At 30.0% G+C, this 15,004-nt stretch carries 15 protein-coding genes; 10 read left to right on the top strand and 5 right to left on the bottom strand.

Annotated elements, in window-relative coordinates; all coding sequences use genetic code 11:
- A complete protein-coding gene (locus H0I23_RS06545) occupies window positions 1–1,014 on the top strand; it encodes an XdhC family protein (protein ID WP_216785654.1) in 1,014 nt (337 codons plus the stop codon).
- A complete protein-coding gene (locus H0I23_RS06540) occupies window positions 1,011–1,601 on the top strand; it encodes an NTP transferase domain-containing protein (RefSeq protein WP_216785653.1) in 591 nt (196 codons plus the stop codon). The genes H0I23_RS06545 and H0I23_RS06540 overlap by 4 nt, the downstream gene beginning before the upstream one ends.
- Before the next feature lie 134 nt (window positions 1,602–1,735).
- Here the strand turns inward: H0I23_RS06540 and H0I23_RS06535 are convergent, their stop codons facing one another.
- On the bottom strand, window positions 1,736–1,882 hold the full coding sequence (locus H0I23_RS06535; RefSeq protein ID WP_216785652.1) for a hypothetical protein: 147 nt from the start codon (window positions 1,880–1,882) through the stop codon (window positions 1,736–1,738).
- A gap of 541 nt (window positions 1,883–2,423) precedes the next feature.
- Between H0I23_RS06535 and H0I23_RS06530 the strand changes: the two genes are divergently transcribed.
- On the top strand, window positions 2,424–2,867 hold the full coding sequence (locus H0I23_RS06530; protein ID WP_216785651.1) for a cold-shock protein: 444 nt from the start codon (window positions 2,424–2,426) through the stop codon (window positions 2,865–2,867).
- A gap of 51 nt (window positions 2,868–2,918) precedes the next feature.
- Here H0I23_RS06530 and recQ read toward each other — a convergent pair whose 3' ends face one another.
- Complete coding sequence (gene recQ, locus H0I23_RS06525) at window positions 2,919–5,027, bottom strand: DNA helicase RecQ (protein WP_216785650.1); 2,109 nt, start codon at window positions 5,025–5,027, stop codon at window positions 2,919–2,921.
- A 62-nt stretch (window positions 5,028–5,089) separates the two neighbouring features.
- Entirely contained in the window at window positions 5,090–5,935 is an 846-nt protein-coding gene (rlmF, locus tag H0I23_RS06520; protein ID WP_216785649.1) for a 23S rRNA (adenine(1618)-N(6))-methyltransferase RlmF, read from the bottom strand.
- Between the two features lie 94 nt (window positions 5,936–6,029).
- Here rlmF and H0I23_RS06515 point away from each other — a divergent pair, with 94 nt between their 5' ends.
- The 4 genes from H0I23_RS06515 (at window position 6,030) to H0I23_RS06500 (ending at window position 10,722) form a co-directional block, all read left to right on the top strand.
- The gene (locus H0I23_RS06515) at window positions 6,030–7,379 is read left to right on the top strand and encodes a DEAD/DEAH box helicase (protein ID WP_216785648.1); all 1,350 of its coding nucleotides are present in this window, start codon (window positions 6,030–6,032) and stop codon (window positions 7,377–7,379) included.
- A gap of 43 nt (window positions 7,380–7,422) precedes the next feature.
- The gene (gene lpxD / locus H0I23_RS06510; protein WP_216785647.1) at window positions 7,423–8,412 is read left to right on the top strand and encodes a UDP-3-O-(3-hydroxymyristoyl)glucosamine N-acyltransferase; all 990 of its coding nucleotides are present in this window, start codon (window positions 7,423–7,425) and stop codon (window positions 8,410–8,412) included.
- A 124-nt stretch (window positions 8,413–8,536) separates the two neighbouring features.
- Window positions 8,537–10,090 (top strand): DEAD/DEAH box helicase, encoded by a 1,554-nt coding sequence (locus H0I23_RS06505; protein ID WP_216785646.1) that lies wholly within the window; start codon window positions 8,537–8,539, stop codon window positions 10,088–10,090.
- A 203-nt stretch (window positions 10,091–10,293) separates the two neighbouring features.
- Window positions 10,294–10,722 (top strand): peptidylprolyl isomerase, encoded by a 429-nt coding sequence (locus H0I23_RS06500; protein ID WP_216785645.1) that lies wholly within the window; start codon window positions 10,294–10,296, stop codon window positions 10,720–10,722.
- Window positions 10,723–10,830: 108 nt separating this feature from the next.
- Here the strand turns inward: H0I23_RS06500 and H0I23_RS06495 are convergent, their stop codons facing one another.
- Window positions 10,831–11,514: a LytTR family DNA-binding domain-containing protein gene (locus H0I23_RS06495; RefSeq protein ID WP_216785644.1), complete on the bottom strand. Its 684-nt coding sequence runs from the start codon at window positions 11,512–11,514 to the stop codon at window positions 10,831–10,833.
- Window positions 11,511–12,548, bottom strand: a complete 1,038-nt coding sequence (locus H0I23_RS06490; protein WP_216785643.1) for a sensor histidine kinase — start codon at window positions 12,546–12,548, stop codon at window positions 11,511–11,513. Before H0I23_RS06490 ends, H0I23_RS06495 begins: the two co-directional genes overlap by 4 nt.
- A 258-nt stretch (window positions 12,549–12,806) precedes the next feature.
- On the opposite strand from H0I23_RS06490, the gene H0I23_RS06485 reads away from it, so the two are divergent.
- Genes H0I23_RS06485 through H0I23_RS06475 form a run of 3 tightly spaced genes read left to right on the top strand, consistent with a single transcriptional unit; the run spans window position 12,807 to window position 14,890 of the window.
- A complete protein-coding gene (locus H0I23_RS06485; protein WP_216785642.1) occupies window positions 12,807–13,580 on the top strand; it encodes a YHYH protein in 774 nt (257 codons plus the stop codon).
- A 10-nt stretch (window positions 13,581–13,590) separates the two neighbouring features.
- Window positions 13,591–14,214, top strand: a complete 624-nt coding sequence (locus H0I23_RS06480) for a toxin-antitoxin system YwqK family antitoxin (protein WP_254073663.1) — start codon at window positions 13,591–13,593, stop codon at window positions 14,212–14,214.
- Window positions 14,192–14,890 carry an SCO family protein gene (locus tag H0I23_RS06475; protein WP_216785641.1) on the top strand — a complete coding sequence of 233 codons (699 nt, stop codon included), beginning with the start codon at window positions 14,192–14,194 and terminating at the stop codon, window positions 14,888–14,890. Before H0I23_RS06480 ends, H0I23_RS06475 begins: the two co-directional genes overlap by 23 nt.
- Window positions 14,891–15,004 lie beyond the last annotated feature (114 nt).

The following is a 15,004-nucleotide window of genomic DNA, read 5'->3' as shown; positions in this document are numbered from 1 at the left end:
ATGACACATGAATTTAAAAAAATTATTAGTGCTTTTTTATCAGCAAATAAGAATGGTATAAAATCAGTACTAGTAACAGTTGTAGCACTAGAAGGCTCTTCATATAGAAAACCTGGAGTTCGAATGTTACTTTTAGAGAACGAACAAATGGTTGGTGCAGTTAGTGGTGGTTGTGTAGAAAAAGAAATCATAAGGCAATCTAAAAGCGTATTCGAAACTTCTATACCGAAAATTATGACGTATGATGGCCGGTATAGACTGGGGTGTGAAGGTGTTTTGTATATTTTGATAGAACCCATAAACTTGAGTACTCTATTTTTAGAAACTTTTTCTAAAGCGATACAAAATAGAGAACTATTTAAAATTTCCTCCTATTATAAAAAAGAAGAAGCTATAGATTCTAGCTTTGGTACAAAAGTGCAATTTCAAAGTAAAACAATACCTATATGTTTAACTCATTCTATAAATAATGAAATTAATGTATTAGAGCAGAATATGAAGCCATGTTTTAGACTTCTAATTTTTGGAACAGAACATGATGCTGTTATATTGAGTACATTGGCAGCAAATATGGGGTGGGAAGTTATTGTGTTTGCAAACCCTGCAGATGAAAAAAAAGCAGAATATTTTCCTGGTATTTTTGATTTTCAATTGTTTACTCCTGATACTTTTATTTCTAAAAATATCGATGCTCAAACGGCAATCGTTTTAATGAATCATAGTTACTCTAAAGATTTAAGCTTTTTAAAAGCTTTAAAAAATTGCGAAGTAGCTTATATCGGTATTTTAGGTCCAGCTGCACGAAGAGAAAAGATTTTAAATGAGCTGATTGAAAATAATTTAGATATTGAAGATCAATTTATCGAAGCTATATATGGGCCTTCAGGTTTAAATATAGGCTCGATTACACCACAAGAAATTGCTATATCAATTATAGCAGAAATATTAACGGTGATACGTAAAGAAACCCCAATTTCATTAAGAAATAAAATCAATAGCATTTCTAAATCATGAAAAAAGTTGCACTAGTAATTTTAGCAGCAGGAAATTCATCTAGAATGGAGAATGATATTAAACAACTTCTTCCATGGAATAAAACAACTTTATTAGAGCATACGATAAAAGAGGCACTTAGTTCTGAGGCAGATGCAGTTTTTGTTGTTTTAGGAGCAAATTATGAAAAGATAAACTCTAAACTAAATGAGGAAAATTATTCAATTATTAATAATAGAAACTGGAGCATAGGTTTAGGGAGCTCTATAGCTTTTGCTGTTAATCATATTAATAAAACGATAGAAAAATGTGAAGTTGTGCTTATAGTTTTAGCTGATCAACCTTTTTTAGGTATGGAGCATTATAATAGTTTAATTGAAGCTTATAAAAAAAGTTCTGAAAAGTTAGCTGCAACTGAGTATGGAACTAAAAAAGGTGTGCCTGCTATTTTTGGAAAAAAATATTTTGATAAATTAACGAACCTTGAAGAAGATTTTGGTGCAAAACATATTCTTGCCACAGTTAATGCTTCAGTAATAAAGGGTAACACTACAGATGTAGATACTATAGAAGTATATAATGATTTATTTAGAAATCTAAAATTATAGGGTAGAAGTGTATTTTGGGTTATTTTTTTATTTAAAACAACTACATGTAGAATTTTATAACTTCATCTAGACTAATAGATAAAAGATATAAAGGCAATAGTAATCTAAAGTAATAATCTATTTAAATAAATAGATTATACAGTAGTACTTTGCATATCTTGATTGCTGTAATCGTCATTACCACAATCTTGAAAAATACCACATGATATTTCTCTTTTAAATAAACTCTTCGTTTCGTTTGCTTTAGCTAAAGCTTGAATTTCTGGTGATAAAAAAGTCATAACGTAAAATTTAATTATACTCTATTATAAAACGTAAACCTAAATCAATTGTTGTATTTACTGGGGTAAAATTAGTTATTATTTAACTTTTACTCGCCAACATGTTGTTTTTTTAATATTTAATTCACATTTAGGAAATATATAACAAAGTGTTATTTATTCATAAGTATTAGGTTTTACTATAGTTACAGAAGATTTACTATTATTTTCTTAATTAAATATAATTTGAAAACATCTAGAAGATTTTATTGTCATTTTTTTAAATCTTTTAAAAAAGCACATTAATTAAGCCTTTAAGTATTCCATATAACTCTTTTTTTAGTAGGTATATAGAAACTATTTTTTATATCAAAAAAAGCTACTTATCTTTGTATCAGCACAAGTAGGGTATAATAACCATTTATGGTGCGCGTTATTGCAACTTCTTTATAGATTATTAGGCAAATTAAGTTTTATTTTCCAATCGTTCATTTTGAAATTCAATGACTTCACGACGGCTTATCACAAGCAAGTCAATTATTAATTTTAACTTATTATTTTAATGGCGAGAGCACAAGAAACCTTTGGGAAAAAAGAACGAGAAAAAAAGCGTTTAAAAAAGCGTGAAGAAAAGGCGAAGAAAAAAGAACAACGTAAAGCAAATGGGGAACCAGATAACATGTTTGTTTATGTTGATGAGAATGGGCATTTAGTAGATACTCCTCCAGACCCTACTAAAAAAGTAAAAGTAGATGCTGAAAGCATTGTTCTTGGAATACCTAAAAAGGAAGAAAGTGACGAAGAAATAGATCCAGTACGTAAAGGTAGAGTTGAGTTTTTCAACGATTCTAAAGGTTATGGATTTATTAAGGATACAGATACACAAGAAAAATTCTTTGTACATATTAACGGTTGCTTAGAAGAAATCAAAGAAAACAATATGGTGCAGTTTGAACTTGAAAAAGGGATGAAAGGTATGAATGCCGTTCGTGTTAAAAAGGTTTAAATCTAAACATATAAAATATAAAAGGGTCAATTCAATCGAATGACCCTTTTTTTATGCTTCTTTGTCAATAACAGCCAGTGCTAAGCGAATTTTGAAATAATCAATTTGTTCTTCAAAATGATCGAAATAAGGCTTTAACGCAGGTGGACTCTCAAGTTCTGTTTTTGCTTTTTTTATAGATGCAACTTCACTTTTTGATACAAAGTCAAAAATATTTATGGGTTTCCCTTCGCTATATAATTTAGCAATATGAGAATATATGGTTGGAGATTTTAAATTACGTTTTATAGCAATTTCATCAATAGACAAACCTTCTTTATAAAGTTGGTATGTGACTTTATGAGTGTCCGATTTTTTTATAGACTTTTCTTTATTAAAAGCGATTACTTCTGCAATAAATAAATCGCCATATACTTCTAATTTACGTTGCCCTACACCACTAATTTCTAAGAAATCATCGTCAGTTAATGGTCTAGCTCTTTCAATTTCTAATAATGTAGCATCACTAAAAACCAAATAAGCAGGTATATCTTCATCTAAAGCTATTTTATGACGTAGCGAACGCAAACGCTCATAAAGTTCTGAACTTTTTTTCTTTTTGGTAGTTTTCTCTTTAGGATTGCCAATTTTTTCAAGAGCATCAATCGGTTTTGTTAATGAAACTTTAGCGCCATTAAATAGTACATTTTTAGAGAACTCAGTAAGCTGTAACGCATTGTGATTTTGAAAAGCAATTTCGGCATACCCTTGGTTTATTAATTGAATAATATAATGTTGCCAATCTTTCCAAGAAGTATCTTGCCCTATACCATATGTTTTTATTTTTTCTAAGCCCTTATCTAAAACAGTAGCATTTTTAGCACCTCGCAATACATCTATAATAGCACCAGTTGCTTCGTTTTCTTTAACACGGGCAATGGTTGATAGTATTTTTTGAGCGATAATAGTACCATCAAAAACAGTTGGCGGACTTTTACAAACATCACAATTACCACAATTTTCAGCTAACAACTCACCAAAATAACTCAATAATATTTTTCTTCGGCAGGTAGTAGCTTCAGCAAATTGTTTCATGCGTTCAAGCTTTGCTATTTGCACATCTTGGTTTTTGGAACCTTCTGTAAAACGACGCAACTGTATTACATCAGCATAACTATGAAAGAGTAGGGCACTCGCAGCCAAACCATCTCTTCCTCCACGACCAATTTCTTGATAATACCCTTCTATGTTTTTAGGCATGTTATAATGTATAACCCAACGTACATTCGATTTATCTATACCCATACCAAAGGCAACAGTGGCACAAACAATCTTAGTTTTATCAAAAATAAAATCTTCTTGCACTTTACTTCGTTCATCAAAATTTAATCCAGCATGGTAAGCATCTGCTTTTAGTTTTTTTGCTTTTAGTTTAGCAACTAATTGCTCCGTAGTTTTTCTACTCAAACAATATATAATTCCTGAAGTATTGGGTCTTTTTCCTATAAAGTTTAAAATTTGTTCAACTCTACCATCAGCAGGCCTAACAGTTAAACTTATATTTTTACGATCAAAAGAGGTGATAAATTGTTTTGCATTTGCAATGCCTAATTGCTCAGCAATATCTTGTCGAGTAGCTTTATCTGCAGTCGCTGTTAAAGCTATTATAGGTGTGTTTGGTAGTGATTTTTTAAGAAAACTTAGTTGCTGATATGATGGTCTAAAATCGTGTCCCCATGATGATATACAATGAGCTTCATCAATAGCAATACAACTTATGTAATTTTCGTTGATAATATTATTTAACGAAGGCATACTTTCTGGAGCTACATAAATAAGTTTTAGCTCAGCCTTAGTAATTTTTAATATAATTTCTTGTTGTTCTTCTGATGACTGGCTACTATTAAAATAAGCAGCAGGTATACCGTTTGCATTACAACCATCTACTTGGTCTTTCATTAGTGCAATTAAAGGAGAAACAACAAGTGTTGCTTTAGAAAACAGTAAAGATGGTAATTGAAAACACATAGATTTACCACCACCAGTTGGCATAATTACAAGTCCATCTTTTTTTTCTAATAGAGAAGTTATAATTTCTTCTTGCTGTGGTCTGAAACTATCATAACCAAAATACTTCTTTAATGTGGGTATTAATTGCTCTTTATAATCTTTAACTGGCATGTACTAAAATCTAGAATGTAAAATTACAGGAAATGAAACTTAATAAATAGAAATTTAAAGAATTATGAAGGAAATTTCCAGGCAACAAACCTACTTTTTTTATTTCCTTGTTCCATGTCAACAGTTGTATATTCGGCATTCAATTTTGATAATTGCTTGTAAATTGCCTTTAAATTATCATTTTTTGATACAAGTGTTGTAAACCAACCTACTTGTGTTTTAAAAGCCACACTTTCACGAATCATTCTTTTTATAAAAAGAGCTTCACCACCGTTACACCATAATTCATTTGCTTGCCCACCAAAATTCAATTTAAACGCAGTATCATTTTTTAAATTTTTAAGCTTTCGTAAAGTACCTTTAGTGGCTTCTTTTTCAGAGGCATGAAAAGGAGGATTGCAAATAGTGAAATCGAAATATTCATCTTCATTAATAATGCCTTTAAAAATATCAGAATTATTTTCTTGATGTCGAATTTCTATTTTTTCTTTAAATTCAGATGAGTTTTCATTTGCAGATGCTACTGCTGTAACATCAATATCAGCACCAACCATATCCCAGTTTAATAATTGGCTAGCTAAAATAGGGTAAATACAATTAGCACCAACACCGATATCAAGACCTTTTATATTAGTTTTTTTATCAACTATTAAATCTTTTATATAAAGCAAATAATCTAACCTGCCAGGAATAGGAGGGCAAAGATATCCTTCAGGGATATTCCACTCATTAACTGAGTAATAAGTTTTTAGTAAAGCTTTATTTAAATGTAATACAGCTTCAGAGTTAGAAAACTCAATCGTTTCTATACCAAACTTATTATTAATTACAAAATCAAGTAATTGTTGGTGGTTAGAAATTAATTTTTGAAAATTGTAAGGCGCGTTATGAATATTATTTGGATGCAAAGGCTATTTTTAATTTGTAAAGATAGGTATGTTATATGGCTTTACCATGACAACGTAGAATACCATACCTTTGCAAAAATAAACGAGATTAAGAATGAGTTCTTTTGAAGATTTCAATTTAAAAAAACAGCTAAATTACGCTATTGAAGATTTACGTTTTGAAAAACCTACTCCTATACAAGAGCAGGCTTTTTCAGTAGTAATGTCTGGTAAAGATATCGTAGGTATTGCACAAACAGGTACAGGTAAAACTATGGCATATATGTTGCCATTATTACAAGAATTAACTTTTTCAAAACAAATACACCCTCGTATTTTAGTAATGGTTCCGACACGTGAACTTGTATTACAGGTTGTTGAAAATATTGAAAGTTTTGCTAAGTATATAAATGTTCGTGTTTTAGGTGTTTATGGTGGAACAAACATAAATACACAAAAACAGCTTTGTGCTCAAGGAACAGATATTTTAGTAGCGACACCTGGTCGTTTATATGATTTAGCGCTTTCTAAAGCTGTAAAACTTAAAGAAATAAAAAAGTTAGTAATCGATGAAGTCGATGTAATGCTTGATTTAGGCTTTCGATTTCAGTTGATTAATATTTTTGAATTGCTACCTAATAAAAGGCAAAATATTATGTTCTCTGCTACAATGACTTCAGATGTAGAGGCATTAATTGATGACTTTTTTATAGCACCAGAAAAGGTCTCAATAGCAGTAAGTGGTACTCCATTAGAAAATATTTCTCAAGAATGTTATGCTGTACCTAATTTTTATACAAAGGTTAATTTATTAACCCGTCTTTTAAAAGATAAGGATACTTATAAGAAAGCATTAGTTTTTGTTTCGAATAAAAGAAGCGCAGATGTTGTTTTTGAAGCAGTTGAAGAGTTTTTTGGAGGAGAATCTTGTGTGATTCACTCTAACAAAACACAGAACTACAGAATGCGTTCTATTCGCCAGTTTGATGAAGGAAAGAATAGAATTCTAGTTACAACAGATGTAATGGCTCGTGGTTTAGATTTAGATAAAATCACCCATGTAATTAATTTTGATACGCCAAATTACCCAGAAAACTATATGCACCGTATTGGTAGAACGGGTAGGGCAGAACATAAGGGAAATTCTATTTTGTTTTACACAGAAAAAGAAGAACCTTTTAAAGAAGCTATTGAAGATTTAATGAATTATGAAATTCCTGCATTAACTATACCAAGTAATGTAGAAATATCAGAAGAATTAAGACCTGAAGAGCGACCAAGAATATTAGAAGCTGATAACCCAGATCAAACTACATTAGCTTCACAAGGTAGCTTTCATGAAAAAAAGGAAAAAAATAAGAAAGTAAATCAAGGAGGTTCTTATCAAAGAATAATTGCAAAAAAATATAAGAAACCTAAAACTAAAGGTGATAAAAATTACAATAAGCGTAATAATAAAAAATAAGTAGATTTCTTATATTTATACAAAACACAACCACTAAAACTATATGAAGTCATTTACTGTATCAGAAATTAATGCTGTTTTAAAAGGAGAACTTATAGGTATTACAAATCAAAAAATAAATGCTCCAGAACAATTAGAAAAAGCAGAAATTAATCACATAACCTTTATCGGTAACAGAAAATATGGAAAGCTTTGGGCAACCTCAAAAGCAAGTGCGGCAGTAATTGACGAAAAAATAGAATTAGAACCAGGTGAAAATCGTGTTTTAATTAAAGTAAAAAATGCTGATTTAGCAATGGCTCAAATATTAGAGCTTTTTGATCCAGGTCTTCCTGTTTTAGAAAATGAAATTCACCCTACAGCAGTTATTCATTCTACTGCATTTTTAGGTAAAGATGTTCGAGTAGGTGCCAATTGTTATGTTGGTAAAAATGTAGTTTTAGGTGATCAAACTATTTTATACCCTAATGTTACTATAATGGATGATACCAAAATAGGAAACGGTTGTATTATTTGGTCAGGAACTGTTATTCGTGAACGTTCAGAAATTGGACATCAGTGTATTTTTCATATAAATGTGAGTATTGGTGCTGATGGTTTTGGTTTTAGACCAAGTACTGATGGTAGGGGCTTAGTGAAAATTCCACAAATAGGAAATGTAATTATTGGCAATGGCGTTGAGATAGGAGCAAATTCTTGTGTAGATCGTGGTAAATTCAGCTCTACAATCATCGGAGATGGCTCTAAAATAGACAACCTAGTACAAATAGGCCATAACTCTATTATGGGTAGGTCTTGTATTATGGCAGGCCATAGCGGTTTGGCTGGATCTGTAACACTAGGTGATGGTGTCATTATTGGTGGTAGTGCATCTATTAAAGATCATACCACATTACATTCAGGTGTTATTGTAGGTGCAGGGTCAGGTGTTATGAATGATGTTGCTGCAGGTAAAACAGTATTAGGTTATCCTGCTTGCAACTCTAGAGACATGTTAAAGCAATGGGTAGTTTTAAGAAGGTTAGTTAGGTAGTTGAATTTATAAAACATTCAACATTAAAAACAAGCTTTTAATCAAAAAAACATATAGTTTTTGAATAATTATTTGTTATCCCCTATAAAGGGGTTAATTTTGTAGCCCCTTAGAAAAGGATATTATGACGGAGACAGCAATTGGATTGCAAGATAGAAAGACGGATAAAGAATTATATAGTTATCAGCAAGGTGCTATAAACAAGATTTTCGAAAAATTCGATACAGAACCAGATAACTACCATTTACTTTATCAATTACCAACAGGAGGGGGAAAGACAGTTATTTTCTCTGAAATGGTGCGTCAGTACCTGAAAAATCATAATAAAAAGGTGTTGGTAATGACACACCGTGTAGAGCTTTGTAACCAAACATCTACAATGCTTACAAGTTTTGGTGTGCCTAATAAAGTGGTTAACAGTAAAGCAAACCTAGATGATCAAGATCGTTATAGTTGTTTTGTTGCCATGGTAGAAACTCTTAACAATCGTTTAAATGATGATAAATTAGATATTTCAGATATTGGCCTTGTTATTATTGATGAAGCGCATTACAATTCTTTTACAAAATTATTTAAATTTTTTGAAAACTCTTTTATCTTAGGAGTTACCGCAACACCGTTGAGTTCTAGTAAAGAACTTCCGATGAAAGATAATTATGATGAACTTATTTCAGGTGAATCTATAGAATCTCTTATTGAAAATGAATTTTTAGCACGTGCTGAAGTTTTTCAGTATGACATGGGGTTAACGTCTTTAGAAGTAGGTTCTAACGGTGATTATACGGTTAAATCTTCTGAAGATTTATATACAAGTACTGCAATGTTAGATAAAACATTACAGGCGTATTTGAAACATTCAAAAGGTAAAAAAGCATTAATATTTAATAACGGTATTAATACTTCAATACAAATATATTACACATTTAAAGCAGCAGGTTTACCTGTAATGCATTTAGATAATACAGCTACTAAAAAGCAGCGTAAGCAAATTTTAACTTGGTTTAAAGAAACACCTGATGCTATTTTATCTTCAGTTAGTATACTTACCACAGGTTTTGATGAACCTACGATAGACACAATTATTTTAAACAGAGCTACAAAATCGTTAACACTATACTATCAAATGATTGGTAGGGGTTCTCGTATTTTAAACAACAAATCTTCTTTTAAAGTAATAGATTTAGGTAATAACTACCATCGATTTGGCCCTTGGGGTGCAGATTTAGATTGGCAAATGATCTTTAAGTCTCCTAATTTTTATATGGAGCGTTTACAGAACGATGATGATATCGAAAGCAATTTCAGACACGAAATGCCAGAAGAAATCAGAGTTCAATTTGCTAAATCAGAAGAAGTATATTTTGATATTAAACAGGTTTATACCGATGCTACCTTTAAAGGTGAATCTTCAAAAGTTGTTTTAGAAAGATCTATAGAGCAACATGGTAGAATTTGTATTGAAAATAGTGAAGATGTTTATGATGCATTGGCATTATCAAAAATTTTAGATTCAGATATAGATAATAGAATTGCCAGTTATGCAAAATGTATAAGTAGAAGTACTTTTAACTTCTTAAAATGGTTGAAAGACGATTATAAAGCAAAACTTAGTAGTTATTTACGTCAGAATTTTGATGAAGTATTCGAGGAAATACACGGATATCCGCCTGAGGAATAAAATAAATAAATTAAAAAGCGATACTTTGAGTATCGCTTTTTTTATGTCAAAAAACTAATATTCAATTAAATAGAATCATTTTTTATATAAAATTGTTAAGGTTTTTAAAAAAAACGGCAATTAATTCAAATATATTCTTTGAACCATTATACATCTTTTAAGTTTGCAAAACTATAGATTGATAAATAGAAAATATAGAGATTATGAGTAAAGTAAAAGAGAATGACACTGTTGAAGTTCATTATACTGGAAAATTACAAAACGGAGAAGTTTTTGATAGTTCTTTAGAAAGAGAGCCTATAAAAGTTACTTTGGGTCAAAAAAGTTTAATTCCTGGTTTCGAAAAAGGGTTATTAGATATGGCAGTTAACGAGAAAAAAACAATCGTTATTCCTATGGAAGAAGCTTATGGAGACATTAACAAAGAATTGTTTCAAGAAGTACCTAAAGCAGATCTTCCTCAAGAAATTAAGCCAGAAGTTGGTATGGGCTTAATGGCTCAAAATGCTGATGGAACTGAGCGTCAATTAAGAATTGCAGATGTTAAGGAAGAAAGTATCATTATTGATGCTAACCATCCTTTAGCAGGACAAGAATTGACTTTTGACTTAGAACTTGTTGCAATTTCGTAAGTACAGAAAATTATTTATTACTGATGTAAATAAGTAATATTTGTTATATAGATTATTAAAAAGACCAGCATATTGCTGGTCTTTTTTTATTGTAACTAGTATGTTTATTTAAAATAATTCTGATTTTACTTTTTCATAATAAGAATCACTGATAGGTATTTCTATATCTGATAACATCAAATCTCGACCTTTTAAAGCCGTTACTTTTGTTTTATTTATAATATATGAACGGTGTACACGTAAAAACATAGAACTAGGAATAACACTCTCTAATTTTTTTAATGATTGTAAACTCATTATTTTTTTATCAGAAGTATAAAATGTAACATATTCACTATCACTTTTTATATAAAGTATATCAGCATAATTTACTTTATATAAGTCGTAACCAGACTTTATAGTAATAGTTTGCTCAGTTTCAGAATTAGTGTTGGTTATTGTTTTTTTAAACTTTTGAACAGCTTCTAAAAATCGAGGGAATGTGATTGGTTTTAATAAATAATCTAAAGCATTTAAGTTAAAACCTTCTAATGCGTACTCGCTATATGCAGTTGTAAATATGATTTTAGTTTCAGAACCAATTATTTTCGCAAAATCAGTTCCTTTAATTTCAGGCATTTGAATATCTAAAAAAATAAGGTTTATCGTTCCTTCTTTTATTTTAGGCAGCGCTTCAAGCGGGTTTTCAAATTCAGCAATAAATTCTAAATCATCAACTTTATTAATATATGTTTTTAATAACGATCTAGCTAATTCTTCATCATCAATTACAAGACAATTAATTTTTTTCATTTTAAAAATAGCTTAAGGCTCGCTTTAAAACTAGCATCACCATTATTTATAGATAACTCATGTTTGTTAGGGTAAAGAATGGTTAATCTCTTATTTACGTTTTCTAATCCAATACCTCCGACTTCATCTTTAATAACAGGCAAGTCTGATATACTATTTTCTATTTCAAAATATATTTGGTTATCATCGCTTGTTATAAGTATATTAATAAAAGTACCAGTTATTTTTTCAATATTACTATGTTTAATTGCATTTTCTAAAAAAGGAATTAAAAGCATAGGAGCAATAGGTGTAGCTTTATTACTAATATTAAAACGTGTAGTAATAGGATATTTTTTACTGCTTTTAGTTGTAAATAGTTTTATATAATTTTCAATATACTCAACCTCTTTATATATAGGAACAAGAGGCTGATCACACTCATACAACACATAACGTAACATGTTTGATAAATAACTTATACTGTCTTGCGTTTTTTGAGTATTAATAGCAGATAAGGCATAAATATTATTTAGAGTATTAAATAAAAAATGTGGGTTTATTTGAGATTTTAAAAGCTTTAATTCTGTCTGTAACTTTTCATTTTTACTTTTAATATTTTCTTCTTCTTTTTTTTGTGCAAAAGATAGTGTCTCTAAAAAGGTAGCAGTTACGGTAGATATACTTAAAATAAGCAAATTGATAAAGAAGCGAGAAATAGGTCTTTCTGGATGTAAATCATTAGATATGTTTTTAGGTAAATTTCCAAAAAAAGGTCTTGGAGGCCCTATAGGTTTAGTCTCAATTCCAGATGATAGAAAGCAAAGAAATAAGATTGTAATTGCAGAAAAAAATAAAAATTTGCCGTATTTTTTTTGTAGTAAAAGTTTAGGTGCAGCGTAATAAATAAGGGCAGCAAGTAATACAATTTGAGAAATGAAAATCAGTAAATTTTTTTTAATAAACTCTAAGTTACCATCTTCAAAAAACCAGAATATAAGCCAAAGTGTAAGCCAAAATAAACTCTGAAACCAAAATCTACTTGATGTTTTCATGTGTAATTGTATTTAATAATCAGGTTTAAGTTAAACTATAGCTTTCTTAGGCAAGACAAATTAAAGTAAAATATAATTAATGTTTATTGAAATTATACTCTCTTATTTGATTGACAAGAACTGTTCACCGATTCAATTTAGTCATTCACTGATTAAATAACGCTGTTCACAGATTTCATCTTTTATATATTGTTCTTTTTCTCAACTTTACATTGTATCAATTTAAAATACTACAACAAACTAATTAAAATAACACCTATGAAAAAGAATAATTTATTTTTTAAAATAGTTCCTGTATTAGCAATATCAGCAACTATTATATTGGCATTTATAGCCTGTAGTAGTGATTCTATAACCGACGATGATGATGTTATTGTAGATGATGAAGAAGTCGTTACAGAATTGCATGCAGCTTTTGCTGCTTTTAATACAGATGCTACAACTATATATATTGATGGTTCAGATATTGTTATAGAAACAACAGGCTTGCCAAATCATGAATCTGTTTATTGGGGAGAAGGCAATGAACTTTATAGAGATGAGCCAGATGTTGATTTAACGCCAAGCATCATGTCAAGTAACAATAATGCAACAACTATTACGGTAGATGCAACACCAAACTTAACAGGTAGTACAGTATCGACACAAGTTAATACTATAGGTATTGCAGTTAGTGGTGCATCTATATTTAATGATCAAGAAGGTAATGGGGCATTAAATGAGGCAGCAGGTAGTTTAGATTGGACAGGAGCTCATATTGGCCCTGGAGTTTATCACTATCATTTAGAGCCAAAGGCATTTACAAATGATGATGCTAATTTAGTAGGAATTTTATTAGATGGTGTTTTTCTTTATGGAAGAAAATGTGATTCAACTGAAACATACCCAACAGATTTAGATGCTTCAGGTGGTCATACAACAACAACACAATATACAAATGGTGAAGAAGAATATCATTACCATATTATAAACGAAATTTATTCTACAACAGGATCATATATTGCATTTGCAGGTCCTTACCAAGGATATTAAAAATAAAATTATGTTGAAAGGTATTGTATCATTTTTCTTTTTGATGATTTTAGTAATAGGTAATAAAGACTTTTTTATTAATACTACTAAAAATAGTAATGTAACTGTAGAGGAAAAAGAATTAATTTCTATTGAAGATATTACAGTTGATAAAAAAGACTTAAAACTAAATCCAGTAGAAGGAAAATGGTATTATAAAAATGTACCTTTCAATGGTTTTGCCACAAAAATATACAACAATGGTATTGTAGAAGAAAAATTAGGTTTCTATAAAGGTAAGCGAGAAGGCGTTGCAAAAAGATGGTCAGACAAAGGAGTGCTTAGAGTAGAATCAAACTATCATGAAAATAAGCTAGTTGGTTTGTATAGAAGCTGGTGGGAAAACGGAGCTTTAGCAGAAGAATCTTTTTATATAAAAGGATTTAAAGATGGTGAAGAAAAGCAATGGTATCCAGATGGTCAACTATCTAAATTTCGTAACCTTGTAAAAGGCAATGAAAGCGGAATGCAGAAAGCATGGCTTAAAAATGGAACATTGTATGTAAACTATGAAGCCAAGAATGGTAGAATATTCGGATTATTAAGAGCTAATTTATGTTATCAATTAGAAGATGAAAAAGTTATTACAGAATAAAATTGTACGTTATACTTTGCTTTGTTTTTTTATAATAAATGTTGGTTGTAAAGAGGCTGTCAAAAAAGAAAATATAAAAGTAGAAGAGGTGAGTAGGGTCGATTATCTACCTTATTATAATGATGAATCTTTTACACCACATTGGATAACACCTAATAGTTCAGAAGAAAAAAGTTTTCATACAGTAAAAGATTTCGAACTTATTAATCAATTAGGGGATACAATTACTCAAAACACTTTTGAAAATAAAATTTACATTACAGATTTCTTTTTTACAAGTTGTCCAGGTATTTGTCCGCAGATGACAGATAGCATGTTTAAGCTACAAGAAGAGTTTAAAAATGATTCAGGTATTTTATTTTTGTCACATTCCGTAACACCAACACTTGATACTGTTGAAGAACTAAAAAAATACGCGACAAGGTTTGGGGTAATAGATAATAAATGGCACCTAGTTACAGGCGATAAAACTGAGATTTATGACTTGGGGAGAAATCAATACTTTGTAGAAAATGATTTAGGGGTCCCAAAAGATATAAATGACTTTTTACATTCAGAAAACTTTTTATTAATAGATAAAAACAAACATATTAGAGGTATTTATAACGGATTAAATAGAGCTTCAATGTCACAATTGACTATAGATATCAAAGCTTTAGAAAAAGAAAACAGCTAAAGTTTTAAAATAATATATTTTTTTAAGATTTCGAGATCTAGGATTAAAAGTGAAACGTATATTATATAGAATGCTTGCGGAATTAGTCTAAAATATTAAAAAAAAACCAACACT

The organism is Cellulophaga sp. HaHaR_3_176 (genome assembly GCF_019021925.1).
In the GTDB taxonomy this organism is placed as follows: domain Bacteria; phylum Bacteroidota; class Bacteroidia; order Flavobacteriales; family Flavobacteriaceae; genus Cellulophaga.
The sequence above is the reverse complement of the archived record's forward strand: the minus strand, read 5'-3'. Positions and strand labels throughout refer to the sequence as shown.